A 15110-nucleotide genomic window follows, 5' to 3' on the forward strand; every position below is an offset into this window, starting at 1 on the left:
CCAGTATCAGCCATGGGTCTCGCCGGGGCCCAGCGCGGGCGCGCCCGGACCTCGCACGCGCCGAGAAGCCCGGAGCCCCGGAAGCCCCTAGTCATGCCCATGGCCATCTGACGTGCCGTCAGCTACCGTCCCCCACCACGCACGACCCCACCGCACACGAAGGGGGACCTCCCATGCCCGTCTCGGTCGTACGCTTCAACCTCGTCGAACCCGGCGCCACCCCCGCCTCGCTGAGCGCCCGCTACCGGGCCGCCCTGGAGATGGCCGCGTACGCCGACGAGCACGGCATCACCACCGTGCAGACGGAGGAGCACCACGGCGTCGCCAACAACTGGCTGCCCTCGCCCTTCACCTTCGCGGGCGCGGTGTTCGGCGCGACCCGGCACATCGCGGTGACCGTCTCGGCGATCATCGGCCCGCTGCACGACCCGCTCCGGCTGGCCGAGGACATCGCCGTACTGGATCTGCTGAGCGGCGGCCGGCTGGTGACCGTGGCCGGGATCGGGTACCGGCCCGAGGAGTACGCCCAGTTCGACGTGGACTGGAAGCGCCGGGGCAGGCTCCAGGACGAGCTGCTGGAGACGGTCCTGAAGGCGTGGTCCGGCGAGGAGTTCGAGTACCGCGGCCGTACGGTACGGGTCACCCCGCGCCCCTTCTCCGACCCGCACCCCCTGCTGCTGGTCGGCGGCTCCTCCAAGGCCGCCGCGCGTCGAGCCGCCCGGCTCGGTCTGCCCTTCTTCCCCAGCGCTCACCTGCCCGACCTGGAGGCGTACTACAAGGACCGGCTCGTCGAGTACGGCACCGAGGGCTGGACCATGATGCCGGGGGCGGAGACCCCGCTGCTGCACATCGCCGAGGACCCGGACCGGGCCTGGGCCGAGTACGGGGCGCACTTCCTGCACGAGGCGCGGACGTACGCCTCCTGGCAGTCAGGGGACATCCGCTCGGCGGTGAAGTCCGGGGCGACGACCGTGGCGGAGCTGCGCGCGGAGGGCGTCTACCGGATCCTCACGCCGGACGAGTGCGTGGCGCTGGGGCTCGACAACCTCGTACTGCATCCGCTGTCGGGCGGGATGCCGGTGGACGAGGGCTGGCGCAGCCTGCGGCTGTTCGCGGAGCGGGTGCTGCCACGGCTCGGGGAGTGACCCGGATTCGGAGGGTGACCTTTACCCGTAACCGGTGGACCGGCCGGTCGACCGGTGGTCCACTGCGGTCATGACCTTGGCTGTGGATGTGTTCCTGCGTGACGCGGACGGCCAGTGGAACGTGCTCGACGTTCCGGAGGGCTGCAACGACTCGGCCGGCTTCGAGAACTGGCGCGAGACCGTGTGGGGTTCGGCACCCGTGCGCGCGCTGGGCTGCGTGTACCTGCCCGTGCTGGCCTCCAGCGACCTGTACGTCGAGGCCTCGGACGTGCCGGAGTTCCTGCGCGAGCTGGCGCTGCTGCGGGAGCGGCTGGAAGCCGTCGCCGCGGCGGTCGGGGAGCGTACCGACCTCGTGGAGAGCCGCCTGGACAACATCGAGGCCGCCGCTCTCCGGGCCCGGGAGATCGGCGGCGGCGTCCTCATCTGGTGACTGAGGGGTGGTTTCGGGGAGACGGACGGCGGGGGATTGAGCCCGTCTCCCCGAGTTCAGGGGGGGTGGGCCCGGTCAGCCCATGTCCTCCAGCCTCTTGCCCTTCGTCTCCTTCACGAACTTCAGGACGAACGGGATGGAGAGCGCGGCGAAGACCGTGTAGATCACGTAGGTCGCGGAGAGGTTCCAGTCGGCCAGCGACGGGAAACTCGCGGTGATGGCCCAGTTGGCGATCCACTGCGCGGAGGCGGCGACACCGAGCGCGGCGGCGCGGATCCGGTTCGGGAACATCTCGCCGAGGAAGACCCAGACCACGACACCCCAGGACAGGGCGAAGAAGAGGACGAAGACGTGGGCCGCGATCAGCGCGGTCCAGCCCTGCGCGGAGGGCAGCTTGCCGTCGACCAGGTGGTACGAGAAGGCCCAGGCCTCCAGCGCGAGACCGACGACCATGCCGACCGAACCGATGAGGGCCAGCGGCTTACGGCCGATGCGGTCGACGAAGATCATGGCGATCACGGTGCCGATGATGTTCACGATCGACGTCGTGAAGGAGTAGAAGAACGACTGCGTCGGGTCGACTCCGACGGACTGCCACAGCGTCGAGGAGTAGTAGAACGCGACGTTGATGCCGACGAGCTGCTGGAAGGCCGAGAGGCCGATGCCGACCCAGACGATCGGCTTGAAGAAGAAGCCGCCACCGCCGAGCAGGTCCTTGAAGGTCGACTTGTGCTCGCTCTTCATCGCGTGCTCGATCTCGGCGACCCGGGCGTCGAGGTCGACGTCGTCGCCCTCGACCTCACGCAGCACCTCGTGCGCGCGGCCCAGCTTCCCCGCGGAGATCAGGAAGCGCGGGGACTCGGGGATGGCGAAGGAGAGGAGGCCGTAGAGGATGGCCGGGATCACCATGACGCCGAGCATGACCTGCCAGGCCTCCAGGCCCATGAGCTTGCCGCGCTGGTCGCCGTCGGCGGCGTTCAGCAGACCCCAGTTGACCAGCTGCGAGATCGCGATGCCGATGACGATCGCGGCCTGCTGGAAGGAGCCGAGCCGGCCGCGGTAGGCGGGCGGGGACACCTCGGCGATGTAGGCCGGGCCGATGACGGAGGCCATACCGATGGCGAAACCGCCGATGACCCGCCAGAAGGCGAGGTCCCAGAGCGCGAAGGGCAGCGCCGAACCGACGGCGCTGATGGTGAACAGCACCGCGGAGATCTGCATACAGCGGATACGGCCGATCCGGTCGGCTATCCGGCCGGCGGTCGCCGCGCCGATGGCACAGCCGATCAGGGCGATGGCGATGACCTGTGCCAGGACAGTGGAGCCGACGTCGTACCGGTCGCGGATCGCCTCGACGGCACCGTTGATCACGGAACTGTCGTAGCCGAACAGGAAGCCGCCCATCGCGGCCGCCGCCGCGATGAAGATGACGTGCGCGAGATGTTCGGGATGAGCCGGCCCGGCTCCTGACTGAGGTGCCTGCGCAGTGCTGATCACGTGTAACTCCTGAGGCCACCGGCGTCGCTGCCGGGGTGGGGGGCGACCCTTCCAGTGGCGCACAGCTTCCCGCTGCCCACCACCTGAAGGTAAAAGCAACGTTGCAGAGACTATGCCTTCAAGTTTCGAAGTCAATAGGGGGCCCCTTGTGAGATTCATCCCTACAAGTGACCGCAATACGTTCAAGACTTGAACATGCGATGAAGGTCTGCACAGATCTGTGGAGGCCTAACGAAGGCGCTGCGAAATGACCTTCGACACCCCGTCGCCCTGCATGGAGACGCCGTACAACGCGTCGGCGACCTCCATCGTTCGCTTCTGGTGGGTGATCACGATCAGCTGCGAGGCCTCCTGCAGCTCCTGCATGATCCGGATCAGCCGCTGGAGGTTGGTGTCGTCGAGCGCCGCCTCGACCTCGTCCATCACATAGAACGGGCTTGGCCGAGCCTTGAAGATCGACACCAGCAGCGCTACGGCGGTCAGGGACCGCTCCCCGCCGGAGAGCAGCGAGAGCCGCTTCACCTTCTTGCCCGGGGGACGCGCCTCGACATCCACCCCCGTGGTCAGCATGTTGTCGGGATCGGTCAGGATCAGCCGCCCCTCACCACCGGGGAACAGCCGGCTGAAGACGCCCTCGAACTGCAGGGCCGTGTCCCGGTAGGCCTCGGTGAAGACCTGCTCGACACGCTCGTCGACCTCCTTCACCACTTGAAGCAGGTCGGCACGGGTCTTCTTCAGGTCCTCCAGCTGCTCGCTGAGGAACTTGTGCCGCTCCTCCAGCGCCGCGAACTCCTCCAGCGCGAGCGGGTTCACCTTCCCGAGCTGCTGGTACGCCCGTTCGGCGGACTTGAGCCGCTTCTCCTGCTCGGCGCGGTGGAACGTACGGGGCTGGTTGCGCGGGTCCTCCGGATCATCGGGCAGCACCTCGCCCTCGGCGGCGAGCGAGGGCGGCACGAGCTGATGCGGCCCGTACTCCTCGACGAGCCCCGCGGGCTCGACCCCCAGCTCCTCCAGCGCCTTGGTCTCCAGCTGCTCGATCCGCATCCGCTTCTCGGCCCCGAGCACCTCACCCCGGTGCACCGAGTCGGTCAGCTTGTCCAGCTCGCCCTTGAGGTCGCGCCCCTGGTTGCGGGCGGCGGCCAGCTCCTGCTCACGGCGCGCCTTGGCGGCATCGGCGGCGGTGCGCTCCTCGTCGGCCCGGTGCAGCGACACCTCGACGTGCGCGAGCAGCTGCCGCGCCCCGAAGGCGACGGCTTCGGCGACAGCGGCCTCGTGCCGCAGCCGCGCGAGCCGCTGCTCCGCCCGTGCCCGTGCCTCACGCTCCGCTCGGGCAGCGCGGTCGAGCGAATCGGCCCGCCCGGCAAGCCCCTTGACCCGCTCCTCATGCGTACGGACCTGAAGCCGCGCCTCCATCTCGGTCTGCCGCGCATTGGCCCCATCGGCGGCAAGCCGATCCCGCACGGAGGTGTCCGGCTCCTCCTCGACCGGCATCTCCTCGGCCACGGCCAGCCGTTCGGCGAGCACTTCAGCCTCTTCTACGGCCTTGTCGAGCGCGTCCTGTGCCCGTGCCGCCGCCGCGGTCGACCGCTCGGCCTCGCCGGCGGCGCCCCGCGCCTGCCCAGCCAGCCGGCCCAACTGCTGTGCCACGGTTGATTTCTCGCGCTCCGCGGCTCGGCGCCGCTCCCCCAACTCCTCGACCAGCGCGGTGCATTCCTTGCGGCGCTCGCCCGCAGTCTGCTGGGTGGCGGCCAACTCCTCGCAGCGGATGGCCAGTTCTTCGAGTTCGGCTGCGGCTTCGTCTACGGAGGCCTGGACTTCGAGGAGGCTGGGGGCGCCTGCGGAGCCGCCGTGGGCGAAGTGGGCGCCGAGTAGGTCGCCTTCGGCGGTGACCGCGGTCAACTCGGGGTGGGTATATACGAGTTGCTCGGCGGCTTCGAGGGTGTCGACTACGACGATGCTGTGGAGGAGGCGGCGGATGGCGGGCATGAGGTCGTTGGGGGCGCGGACCAGATCGGCCGCGAAACGTTGTTGGGCGTCTGCAGGCTCGTCGTGGCTGGGCGCGCTCCGCGGCGGAGCCGCAAATGGATGCTGTCCCGCGCCCCCTCGGGACGCCTCAGTCACCGGGGTCGAATGCTCAGGGCCTCCTGCCAGCAGCAGCGCGGCCCTGCCCCCATCTTGCTTGCGCAGCAGGCGGATCGCGTCCGCCGCCGAGGACGGTGTCGTCACGGCGATCGCGTCCGCCGCCGCGCCGAACGCCGCCGCCAGGGCTACCTCGTGGCCCGGGGTCACCGTGAGGAGTTCCGCCGCCGGGCCCAGGATTCCGGTGAGCCTGTCCCGCGCGCCCAGCAGTATCCCGGTGCCGTCCTTGCGGCGCAGGCCCAGGGCCAGCGCGTCCCGGCGGGCCTGGGTGGCGGCGCGTTGGCGTTCCGCCGCTGTGGACGCCTCGCGGGCGGCGGCCTGGGCTGCTTCCGCCTCCGCGAGGGTGGCCCGGGCCGTCTCGTGGCGCGCGGTGAGTTCCTCGTCGCCCGCGTCGAGGCCGTCGACCTCGGACTGGAGTGCCTCGTACTCCGCCTGCGCGCTGCCCGCTCGTTCCTGGGCCTCGTCGCGGGCGGCGGCGAGGCGGTCGATCTCGGCCTGGGCGGAGGCGGCGCGTGAACGGGCCGCGTTGACCTGGCCGTTGAGCCGGGCGAGTCCCTCGCGGCGGTCGGCGATGGAACGGGCCACGTCCTTCAGGCGCCGTTCCTCGGCCGTCAACTCCCGCTCCAGGTCGGAGCGGTGGGCGACCGTGTCCTCCAGGGCGTGCTCGGCCGCCTCAAGGGCCGCTTCGAGTTCCGCCTCCTGCTCGCGGATGCGGGCGGCCTCGCGCTCCATGTCCTCGGGGTCGCGCCCGCGCCGTTCCTCCGGTGGGGCCGACGTCGCGCTCTTCACGCGGGCGTCGGCCAGCGAGATCGTGCCGCGTACCCGTTCGGCCAGCTGGGACAGCTCGTACCAGGTCTGCTGGGCGCGCTGGAGACGTGGGGTGAGCTGCCGTACCTCGTCCTCCAGGAGGCCCTCGCGCTGGAGCGCCTTGCGCAGCTCCAGTTCGGCGGCCTCCTTGCGTCCCTTCAGCGCGGCCTCGTCGGCGATCTCGGTGTTCAGCGCCTGGCGCAGTCGTACGAGATCGTCGGCCAGCAGGCGGAGGCGGGCGTCGCGGAGGTCGGCCTGGATGACGGCCGCCCTGCGCGCGACCGCGGCCTGGCGGCCCAAGGGCTTGAGCTGGCGGCGGAGTTCGTCCGTCAGGTCCTGCACGCGCGCGAGGTTGGCCTGCATCGCGTCCAGCTTGCGGAGCGCCTTCTCCTTGCGCTTGCGGTGCTTGAGGACGCCGGCCGCCTCCTCGATGAAGGCGCGGCGGCCCATGGGGTCGGCGTGGAGCACGGAGTCGAGCTGGCCCTGGCCGACGATGACGTGCATCTCGCGGCCGATGCCGGAGTCTGAGAGGAGTTCCTGGATGTCGAGGAGGCGACACGTGTCGCCGTTGATCTGGTACTCGCTGCCGCCGTTGCGGAACATGATCCGCGTGATGGTGACCTCGGCGTACTCGATGGGCAGCGCCCCGTCGGAGTTGTCGATGGTGAGGGACACCTCGGCGCGGCCCAGCGGGGGGCGGCCGGTGGTGCCGGCGAAGATGACGTCCTCCATCTTGCCGCCGCGCAGCGACTTGGCGCCCTGTTCGCCCATGACCCAGCTGAGCGCGTCCACGACATTGGACTTGCCCGAGCCGTTCGGACCGACGACGCACGTGATGCCCGGCTCGAACCGGAGCGTGGTCGCCGAGGCGAACGACTTGAACCCCCGCAGGGTCAGGGCCTTGAGGTGCACGCCGCTGGACTCTACCTTCCGCCGCTCGCTCTCTCCATGAACGTCCGGTTCCCCGCGGTTTCGCCCTTGAACGTGCAGGGCACACCAAACGTTAAAGAGGGTGGAGGCAGCACGGGGGAAAGAAAGAAGGGACGCCGAGGCGTCCCTTGCAAACTCTGACAACTCAGCGGTTGATGCGGACAGCACAACCACTGCTTGTCATGTGGTGCGTCGCAGTGATCAGGTGAGCGCGGGCTCCGCCTGGCGTGCGTCGAGCTCAAGAAGCGAATCGTGAGTTGCGGCAGCCGTCAGAGCGTCGTTCTCGTCCTGGATCCGAACGAGCTCGGATTCCAGGTCCTGGACGCGCTGCTGGAGCCGTCGCATCTCGGCGAGGAGTCGCGGGTCAGAGCCGCCGACGTAACCGAGAAGCGCCTTTGCCATGATGGATGGTCCTCCACACTGAGTGACCGACCGAAGCGGTGTGGGTCGTGAGGGAATCGCACCCGCGATGCTTGACAAACTGGGGTGTTGCTCTGCTGTTCTTCCATGCCAAACAGCTAAGGTGCGCGGGGCTTTCAGAGTCTCACCAAAAAGTTTGACGGTCAACACGATCACGCCCCGTATTGGCGGGCGACCCGGGGGCACGCGGCCCTGACCGGGCGGCACGGCGACTCCTGCGGGGCCTCGCTGGGTATGGCGATCATCCTTAGGTCCGGAGCCTGCCAGAGCGAGCCGTTCTTGGCAACCACCAGGCAGTTTCCGCTGCGGGCAGCTGCCGGTGGCATGTCCCTCCGCTTCCGCCAGGGCCGCTTTACACCGTTTCGCAGATTGTGCTCAGCGGATCGCGAAGCCGTCGTAGCCGCCGCGGGGTGTGTCCCAGATCTCGGTGACGCCATCCACGCGCCCGGGCGTGTCGTGCCCCCGGAGCCAGCCGAGGAGTCCTTCGCAGCCCTCGCGCGACCCCTCCGCGACCACCTGGACGCGTCCGTCGCCCAAATTGAGAGCAAAACCACTCAGGCCGCCGATCTCCAGAGCCTTGGCACGGGTAAACCACCGAAAACCCACACCTTGCACACGCCCTCGCACCCAGGCGACCATCCGCACATCCTCGCTCATGGCTGCAACCTAACCGGCCAAAACCTCTCTGGGCACTTGCTCCCCTCGCGCCATGCGGTACCGTCCGCCCCAATGAATCTCATATGAAACTCACTCGATCGAGTGAGCTGGGTCACCGCACGGACGAGTTGACCGCAAGGACGAAAGGCAAGGACATGGGACGCCACCGACGCTCCGCCGCCGGCCGCGCCGCCACGAGCCGCGCCACGGGGGTCACAGAGACGCACGGCTCATACACGAGCGGCTACGACCCGCATGACTCGTACGACTGGAACGACCGCGCCGACCGCTCCACCCCGAACGACCGCTTCGCCTGGAACCCGGCCGACGGCTCGACGATCGGCATGGCGCCCTATCTCCACCCGGAGGGTCCCGCCGAGTTCCACCAGCCCCACCAGGCCCCCACGGACCACCGGGTCCACGAGGGCCGCGCGAACCACGACGTCCCGCCGAAGAGCGAGGCCCGGCTGAAGGCCGAGAGCCGCCTCAAGGCCGACTCCCGCCGCACGAGCGAGGCCTACCTCTTCGCCACCGAGGAGGACTACGCCGTGGTCTTCCCCGAGGCGGCCGGCGCCACCGCCTCCCGGGGCGACGCCTCACGCCCGGGCCGCGGTCGCCGTCGTAAGCGCAAGACCGCGACGCCGGTCAAGACCGGTCTGCTCGGTGTCTCCGCCGCCGTCGCCATCGGCACGGTCGCGGTCGCTGCGGGCGCGATGCCTGGACTGGAGAACTACAAGCTCGGCGGCGGTGGCGGCTCGGACAAGGTGCAGGCGGCCGGTTCGCCGTCCAACTCGGCGACCGAGCAGGGCGGCACCTCCGGCAGCGCGGAGTCCCGCGACGACGGCTCGTCCACGAGCCGCGACGCGAACCGTGCGGCCTCCCCGTCGGCGGCTCCGACCAAGTCCGCCACCGCACCCGCCACCAAGGCCCCGGCGAAGAAGCCGGCGGCCACCCCGACCGAGGAGCCGACGACCTCGACCCCCTCGGCGAAGCCCACCACTCCGGCGCCCACGCAGTCGGCCGACGCACCGGTGACGGTCTCCACGGAGGCCGCCGCCGAGGCCGCGGTGCTCAAGCTCGTCAACGAGCAGCGCGCGCTCGTCGGCTGCAGCCCGGTGGCCGCCAACAGCTCGCTGACCACGCTGGCCGAGAACTTCAGCCAGCAGATGGCCGACCAGGACTTCTTCGACCACACCGACCCCAGCGGGGCCACCCCGTGGGACCGGGCGGAGAAGCTCGGCATCACCAACCTCGGCGGCGAGAACATCGCCCGCGGCCAGGCCGACGCGGCCGCGGTCATGGACGCCTGGATGAACAGCCCCGGCCACAAGGCCAACATCCTGAACTGCGACTTCAAGACCCTGGGCGTGGGTGTGCACTTCGGCACCGGCGGCCCCTGGTGGACGCAGGACTTCGGGTACTAGTCCGACGCCGTAGGACGCCTACAGGAACACCCGTAGGGAGCGCTAACCACTGGTTAGTGCTCCCTTTTGGTTAGCGCTGCGCTCGCGTACCCTGGCGACATGGACACCACCCAGGAGCGTACGGAGGAGCAGTACTTCCCGTACAACGTCTTCGCGAAGGCCTGCCCCTCCCGAGGCACCCTGGAGCACATCACGGGCCGCTGGGGCGGACTCACCCTGTGCGCGCTGCACGAGGGCTCGCTGCGCTTCAACGAACTGCGCCGCCGCGTCGACGGCGTGAGCGAGAAGATGCTCTCGCAGACGCTGCACGCCCTGGAGCGCGACGGCCTGGTCCACCGCGAGGCCCAGCCGACCAACCCACCGCGCGTGGACTACGAGTTGACCCCGCTGGGACATGGCGTCGCCGAACGCCTCGCGGGACTGGTCGGCTTCGTGGAGTCCCGCATGGACGACGTCCTCGCGGCCCGCACGCGCTACGACGAAACGCGCGGCGGTCTCTAGACCATCGGCGAGTTCCGGAGCCGTGGCGCCCGCTAACTCCTCGGCGCCTTCTGGCACTTCGGGCAGAAGTAGCTCGACCGGTTCATCCACGCCCGCCGGCTCATCGGCGTACCGCAGCGCCGGCACGGCAGGCCCTCGCGGCCGTACGCGTCGAGCGAGCGGTCGAAGTAGCCCGACTCCCCGTTCACGTTGACGTACAGGCTGTCGAAACTGGTGCCGCCCACGTCGAGGGCCGCGTTCATCACATCCCGTGCGTGGCCCAGGAGTTCGGCGGTGCGCGGGCGGGTGAAGGTCGCGGTCGGGCGTTCGTAGTGGACGCGGGCCCGCCAAAGGGCCTCGTCCGCATAGATGTTGCCGACTCCGCTGATCAACGACTGGTCGAGCAGGGCCCGTTTGATGGTCGTCCGCTTGCGGCGCAGGGCCTGGTGGAACAACTCGTCGTCGAACAACGGGTCCAAGGGGTCACGCGCGATGTGCGCGATGACGTCCGGCAGCCCGTCCGGGGTGGTGTCGTGCAACGACAGTCCACCGAAGGTCCGTTGGTCGACGAAGCGGAGTTCCGTGTCGAGGGAGTCGGCGAACCGGACCCGGATGCGCAGATGCTTCTCGTCGGGCAACTCGTGCGGCTGGACCAGGAGTTGACCACTCATCCCGAGGTGCGCCAGCACCGCCTGATGCGTGTCCTCCAACGGCAGCCACAGATACTTGCCGCGCCTGCTCGGCGTGCCGATCCGATGCCCCTTGAGCCGGTGCGCGAAGTCGTCGGCACCGGCGACATGCCGCCGTACCGCACGCGGATGCAGCACCTCGGCGTCGGCGACGGTGCGCTGGGCGACCCACCGCTCCAGACCGCGCCGGACGACCTCGACCTCGGGCAACTCGGGCATGACATCCCCTGGTGGCAACGGGTTAACGATCCGAGCGCCCGTCCCACGCGGGGACGGGCGCTCGGTCGCGCTGTTCGGTCAGGCGGACGCCGACGACGTGTCGGTGTTCTCCTCGGCAGGCTGCTCAGCGGCCTCGGCGGCGGTCTCGACGGCCTGTTGTTCGGCCGCCTCCTTCGCCTTCTCGGCTCGCTCGTCCGCGTCGGCCCGGATGGACCGCCAGGCGGACTCGGCGGCCTGCTGCTCCGCCTCCTTCTTGCTGCGGCCGGTGCCGGTGCCGTACGAGACGCCTCCGACGCGGGCGGCAGCAGTGAAGGTCTTCTCGTGATCGGGGCCGGTCTCCGTGACCAGGTACTCGGGGACACCGAGCCCCTCGGTCGCGGTGAGCTCCTGGAGACTGGTCTTCCAGTCCAGGCCGGCACCGAGGTTCGAGGACTTCTCGATGAGCGGGTCGAACAGGCGGTGCACCAGTTCGGAGGCCGCATCGAGGCCCTGGTCGAGATAGACCGCGCCGATCACCGCTTCCAGGGTGTCGGCGAGGATGGACGCCTTGTCCCGGCCCCCCGTGCCCTCTTCACCACGGCCGAGCCGGATGAAGGAGCCGAGTTCCAGACCGCGACCGACCTCCGCCAGCGCACGAGAATTGACCACCGCGGCCCGCAGCTTGGCCAGTTGGCCTTCGGGCAGGTCGGGGTGGGTGGTGTACAGCGTATCCGTGACGACGAGGCCGAGCACGGAGTCCCCGAGGAACTCCAGCCGCTCGTTCGTCGGCAGACCGCCGTTCTCGTACGCGTACGAACGGTGGGTCAGCGCACGCACCAGAAGGGCGGACTCGAGGTGATACCCGAGCCGCCCTTCCAACAGCGTGTGGGACGAGGCTGTGTCCGCGTGTTTCTTGGCGACTGAGTCGGCCTTGACGTCAGACATGGTGCCTCTCACCAGCCGCTCAGACCTCGAGGACCTGGCGCTTGTTGTACGTGCCGCAAGAAGGGCACGCGATGTGCTGCTGCTTGGGCTCGTGGCAGCGCTCGCACGCAACCAGAGGGGTGACCGCAGCCTTCCACTGCGACCGGCGGTGGCGCGTGTTGCTGCGCGACATCTTCCGCTTCGGAACAGCCACGGCTACTTCTCCTGCTTCTCGTTGGCGCGCGCCGGTCGGGGCGCTTCGCCACTGATCTCGTCCTTCTCGCCGTCTTCGAGTGAACCGGCGAGTCCCTGCAGTGCCGCCCAACGGATGTCGACGGCGTCATGGTGGTGGTCCGGGTCGTCCGTGAGCCGTACCCCGCACTCGGAGCACAGGCCCAGACAGTCGTCCTGGCACACCGGCTGCATCGGCAGTGCGAGCACCACCGCATCGCGCAGCACGGATTCGAGGTCGAACAAGCCGTCCTCGATGAAGAGCCTGTCCTCATCTTCCTCGGCGTCGTCGACCGGTTCCGCTTTCACACGGCCACGGTCGTCGGCGTCGGGGTACGAGAACATCTCCTGGAAGTCCGCTACGAGCGACAGCTCCAGCGGCTCCAGACACCTTACGCACTCCCCCTTGGCCAGTGCACGGGCGGTGCCTGTGACAAGCACCCCTTCCATGACCGACTCAAGGCGGAGTTCGAGCTCCATCGGGGCGCCTTCCGGCACTCCGACGACTCCCTGGATCCCGAGATCCTTGGGAGCGTCGATCGAACGGTTCAGGCGCTGCAGCGCACCAGGACGCCGACCCAGCTCGTGAGTGTCGAACACGAGAGGGTTGCGGTGGTCGAGGCGGGCGTTCAGAGCCATCCCTGTCTTTCGGTCTGCTGAGCTCATGGGGCGCTGCCCTTCGGTGCTTCCGGGCAGCGGTGATCGCGGACGTACACGCGACCGAAGAGCCAGGATACTGGACCTTTCGCTCACGGCCCAATCCGGTGTGCGCTCTCGGCCACCGGCCCGGATCCCTACAGGCCGCGACCCTGCTCGTAGGCCCTCAGCTGCTCCGCGCTGATCATGCCGGTGTCGAAGAGGCTGGTCTCGTCGAGCGCGTAGCCCTGCTGAGCCTGGGCCTGCTGGGTCTGCTGCGGGTCGAGCTGGGCCTGCTGCATCTGGTTCGGGTCGTACACGGGCTGCTGGCCGGTGTCGTAGCCCTGGTAGGCGTAGGGGTCGGCCTGCTGGTACCCGTAGGGGTCCTGCTGCTGGACGTAGCCCTGCTGCTGGTAGCCGTACGGGTCCTGCTGCTGCGCGGTCTGCTGGTAGTCGTAGGCCGCCTGCGGGGCGTAGTCCTGCTGCTCGGGCTGGAGCGGGGTGGCCGAGACCGGGGTGTCCGTGACGGTCGCGAGGTCGGCGAGGTAGTCGGCGTCGCTGGTGTGCTGGACCTGGTTGCCGTCGTCGTCGAGGGAGAGGGCGCCGAGATCGTCGCTGGCGAGCCGCCCGTGCAACTTCTGCCGGCCCTTGCCCACAGCCTCCAGGGTCTTGGCGAGCACCGCCTCGAAGGCGCCGAGCTTGACGTCCACGTACGCGTCGGCGTCGCGGCGCAGGGTCTCCGGGTCGTGGCTGCGCTCGGGGGCGTCCTCGTCCTCGTAGCCCTGGTCGTCGATGCCGGGGCCGGTGCCGAGCAGCTTCTCGCGGCCTCGCCCGACCGAGCCGAGGGTCTTGGTGAGGACGACCTCGAAGTTGGCGAGCTTGGAGTCGACGTAGTCGTCGGCCTCCGCGCGGACCTCCTCGGCCTCCTGGCGGGCCTCGGCGAGGATGCGGTCCGCCTCGTTCTGCGAGCGGCGGGCGACCTCGGTGTCGGAGATCAGCGAGCCGCGCTCGGCGTGCGCGGTATGGATGATCCGCTCGGCCTCCTGACGGGCCTGCTCGACCATCTCGTGCCGGCCGCCGATCAGCTCCTGCGCCTCCGCCAGCGAGTCCGGCAGGGCCGCGCGCACCTCTTCGAGCAGCGTGAGCAGCTCGGCGCGGTTGACCACGCACGAGGCCGACATGGGCATGGACCGGGCGCTGGAGACCGAGGCGACGATCTCGTCGAGCTTCTTCTGCACGTCCACCGTGTGCTCGCCACTCTCTACCGACGTGTTGGAGACGGACGGGTCGACTGTACGACCACACCCGCCCCGCCCGACACCGGGTGACGCACTGTCAGTGCCTCAGTCCTGGCCGAGCCGCTCGTGGAGCGCTTCCAGGACGATCGGCGGTACCAGGTGGGAGATGTCGCCGCCCCACTGCGCGACCTCCTTGACCAGCGAGGACGACAGGAAGCTGTAGGTGGGACTGGTCGGGATGAACAGGGTTTCGACGCCCGAAAGACCGTTGTTCATCTGGGCCATCTGCAGTTCGTAGTCGAAGTCGCTGACCGCGCGCAGGCCCTTGACGATGGCCGGGATGTCGCGCTGCTTGCAGAAGTCGACGAGCAGTCCGTGGTAGGCCTCGACCTGGACGTTGCCGAACTCGGCGGTGACCTCGCCGATCAGCCCGATCCGCTCGTCGACGGTGAACATGCCCTTCTTCGACTGGTTGATCATCACGACGACGTGCACGACGTCGTACAGCCGGGAGGCACGGGCGATGATGTCGAGGTGTCCATTGGTGATGGGGTCGAACGACCCCGGACAAACGGCGCGGCGCAACTGAGTTCCCTCGCTCTCCGGTCCGGTCATCGTGCGTCTTCGCACGTAGAGGCGGCGCGACCGTACCAAAAGGTCCCCTCGCCGTAGCGACGGGCCCGGATCGCGTCGAATCCGTCCGGCCACCCGAATTCGCCGCCTCTGGTGCTGCGCTCCACGGTGACGAGAGCGTCCGGCGCGAGCCAGCCCCCGGACCGGAGTGTGAGGAGAATCTCCCGAAGATCGTGATCTGCGACAACGTACGGCGGGTCGAGGAAGACGATGTCGTACGGGTCGGCCGGCGCCGGCGTCTGGACGATCTGTTCCGCTTTGCCCGCCCTGACCTCGGCACCGGGGAGGCCGATGCTCTTGACGTTCTCCCTGATGACGCGGGCGGCCTTCGGGTCGGCCTCCACGAGGAGGGTGTGGCTCGCGCCGCGGGAGAGGGCTTCGAGGCCGATGGCGCCCGAGCCCGCGTACAGGTCCAGGACCCTTTCGCCGCTCAGGGGGGCGCCGAGGAGGGACTGCCAGGTGGAGAAGAGGCCCTCGCGTGCGCGGTCGGAGGTGGGGCGGGTGCCGGTGCCTGCCGGCACGGCGAGTCGACGTCCACCGGCTTCGCCGGCGATCACGCGGGTCATCTTGGATCCTTGGTGGTGGGCGGCTTCAGGTTTCATTGTGGCTGGTCGCGCGCACGCGGCGGTAGC

At 69.3% G+C, this 15110-nt stretch carries 15 protein-coding genes; 4 read left to right on the top strand and 11 right to left on the bottom strand.

Annotated elements, in window-relative coordinates; all coding sequences use genetic code 11:
* Positions 1 to 173: 173 nt before the first annotated feature.
* Entirely contained in the window at positions 174 to 1145 is a 972-nt protein-coding gene (locus OG226_RS15925) for an LLM class flavin-dependent oxidoreductase (RefSeq protein ID WP_328678630.1), read from the top strand.
* A gap of 70 nt (positions 1146 to 1215) precedes the next feature.
* Positions 1216 to 1575 carry a hypothetical protein gene (locus OG226_RS15930; RefSeq protein ID WP_328678632.1) on the top strand — a complete coding sequence of 120 codons (360 nt, stop codon included), beginning with the start codon at positions 1216 to 1218 and terminating at the stop codon, positions 1573 to 1575.
* A gap of 75 nt (positions 1576 to 1650) precedes the next feature.
* On the opposite strand, the gene OG226_RS15935 is transcribed toward OG226_RS15930, so the two are convergent.
* The 4 genes from OG226_RS15935 to OG226_RS15950 form a co-directional block, all read right to left on the bottom strand.
* The gene (locus OG226_RS15935; RefSeq protein ID WP_329349284.1) at positions 1651 to 3072 is read right to left on the bottom strand and encodes a sugar porter family MFS transporter; all 1422 of its coding nucleotides are present in this window, start codon (positions 3070 to 3072) and stop codon (positions 1651 to 1653) included.
* Positions 3073 to 3300: 228 nt separating this feature from the next.
* Complete coding sequence (smc, locus tag OG226_RS15940) at positions 3301 to 6930, bottom strand: chromosome segregation protein SMC (protein ID WP_329349285.1); 3630 nt, start codon at positions 6928 to 6930, stop codon at positions 3301 to 3303.
* A 219-nt stretch (positions 6931 to 7149) separates the two neighbouring features.
* Positions 7150 to 7350: a hypothetical protein gene (locus OG226_RS15945; protein ID WP_033282668.1), complete on the bottom strand. Its 201-nt coding sequence runs from the start codon at positions 7348 to 7350 to the stop codon at positions 7150 to 7152.
* Between the two features lie 393 nt (positions 7351 to 7743).
* The gene (locus OG226_RS15950; RefSeq protein WP_328678639.1) at positions 7744 to 8025 is read right to left on the bottom strand and encodes an acylphosphatase; all 282 of its coding nucleotides are present in this window, start codon (positions 8023 to 8025) and stop codon (positions 7744 to 7746) included.
* A 155-nt stretch (positions 8026 to 8180) separates the two neighbouring features.
* Between OG226_RS15950 and OG226_RS15955 the strand changes: the two genes are divergently transcribed.
* Together OG226_RS15955 and OG226_RS15960 are read left to right on the top strand one after the other, a co-directional pair.
* A complete protein-coding gene (locus OG226_RS15955; RefSeq protein ID WP_329349286.1) occupies positions 8181 to 9449 on the top strand; it encodes a CAP domain-containing protein in 1269 nt (422 codons plus the stop codon).
* A 99-nt stretch (positions 9450 to 9548) separates the two neighbouring features.
* A complete protein-coding gene (locus OG226_RS15960) occupies positions 9549 to 9950 on the top strand; it encodes a winged helix-turn-helix transcriptional regulator (protein WP_329349287.1) in 402 nt (133 codons plus the stop codon).
* Positions 9951 to 9982: 32 nt separating this feature from the next.
* Here the strand turns inward: OG226_RS15960 and mutM are convergent, their stop codons facing one another.
* The 7 genes from mutM to rsmD all read right to left on the bottom strand — a co-directional run bounded on the left by mutM (position 9983) and on the right by rsmD (position 15080).
* Positions 9983 to 10837 (bottom strand): bifunctional DNA-formamidopyrimidine glycosylase/DNA-(apurinic or apyrimidinic site) lyase, encoded by an 855-nt coding sequence (gene mutM, locus OG226_RS15965; RefSeq protein WP_329349288.1) that lies wholly within the window; start codon positions 10835 to 10837, stop codon positions 9983 to 9985.
* 78 nt (positions 10838 to 10915) lie between these two features.
* Positions 10916 to 11761 (bottom strand): ribonuclease III, encoded by an 846-nt coding sequence (gene rnc / locus OG226_RS15970; protein WP_033282672.1) that lies wholly within the window; start codon positions 11759 to 11761, stop codon positions 10916 to 10918.
* Positions 11762 to 11780: 19 nt separating this feature from the next.
* Positions 11781 to 11954 carry a 50S ribosomal protein L32 gene (rpmF, locus tag OG226_RS15975; protein ID WP_015657589.1) on the bottom strand — a complete coding sequence of 58 codons (174 nt, stop codon included), beginning with the start codon at positions 11952 to 11954 and terminating at the stop codon, positions 11781 to 11783.
* 2 nt (positions 11955 to 11956) lie between these two features.
* Complete coding sequence (locus OG226_RS15980; RefSeq protein WP_328678667.1) at positions 11957 to 12610, bottom strand: YceD family protein; 654 nt, start codon at positions 12608 to 12610, stop codon at positions 11957 to 11959.
* 155 nt (positions 12611 to 12765) lie between these two features.
* Positions 12766 to 13851, bottom strand: a complete 1086-nt coding sequence (locus OG226_RS15985; RefSeq protein ID WP_328678670.1) for an ATP synthase F0 subunit B — start codon at positions 13849 to 13851, stop codon at positions 12766 to 12768.
* 99 nt (positions 13852 to 13950) lie between these two features.
* Positions 13951 to 14430: a pantetheine-phosphate adenylyltransferase gene (coaD, locus tag OG226_RS15990; protein ID WP_318021832.1), complete on the bottom strand. Its 480-nt coding sequence runs from the start codon at positions 14428 to 14430 to the stop codon at positions 13951 to 13953.
* A 26-nt stretch (positions 14431 to 14456) separates the two neighbouring features.
* Entirely contained in the window at positions 14457 to 15080 is a 624-nt protein-coding gene (rsmD, locus tag OG226_RS15995) for a 16S rRNA (guanine(966)-N(2))-methyltransferase RsmD (RefSeq protein ID WP_329349289.1), read from the bottom strand.
* Between the last annotated feature and the right edge of the window lie 30 nt (positions 15081 to 15110).

Origin of the sequence: Streptomyces sp. NBC_01261, from assembly GCF_036226385.1 — a bacterium.
In the GTDB taxonomy this organism is placed as follows: domain Bacteria; phylum Actinomycetota; class Actinomycetes; order Streptomycetales; family Streptomycetaceae; genus Streptomyces.

Excerpts from the sequence above, each read along its gene's own strand:
- OG226_RS15925 (WP_328678630.1), top strand. The coding sequence starts at position 174 with ATGCCCGTCTCGGTCGTACGCTTCAACCTCGTCGAACCCGGCGCCACC.
- rnc (WP_033282672.1), bottom strand. The coding sequence starts at position 11,761 with ATGTCTGACGTCAAGGCCGACTCAGTCGCCAAGAAACACGCGGACACA.
- OG226_RS15980 (WP_328678667.1), bottom strand. The coding sequence starts at position 12,610 with ATGGCTCTGAACGCCCGCCTCGACCACCGCAACCCTCTCGTGTTCGAC.
- rsmD (WP_329349289.1), bottom strand. The coding sequence starts at position 15,080 with ATGAAACCTGAAGCCGCCCACCACCAAGGATCCAAGATGACCCGCGTG.
- OG226_RS15955 (WP_329349286.1), top strand. The coding sequence starts at position 8,181 with ATGGGACGCCACCGACGCTCCGCCGCCGGCCGCGCCGCCACGAGCCGC.
- OG226_RS15930 (WP_328678632.1), top strand. The coding sequence starts at position 1,216 with ATGACCTTGGCTGTGGATGTGTTCCTGCGTGACGCGGACGGCCAGTGG.
- OG226_RS15950 (WP_328678639.1), bottom strand. The coding sequence starts at position 8,025 with ATGAGCGAGGATGTGCGGATGGTCGCCTGGGTGCGAGGGCGTGTGCAA.
- OG226_RS15960 (WP_329349287.1), top strand. The coding sequence starts at position 9,549 with ATGGACACCACCCAGGAGCGTACGGAGGAGCAGTACTTCCCGTACAAC.
- OG226_RS15945 (WP_033282668.1), bottom strand. The coding sequence starts at position 7,350 with ATGGCAAAGGCGCTTCTCGGTTACGTCGGCGGCTCTGACCCGCGACTC.
- mutM (WP_329349288.1), bottom strand. The coding sequence starts at position 10,837 with ATGCCCGAGTTGCCCGAGGTCGAGGTCGTCCGGCGCGGTCTGGAGCGG.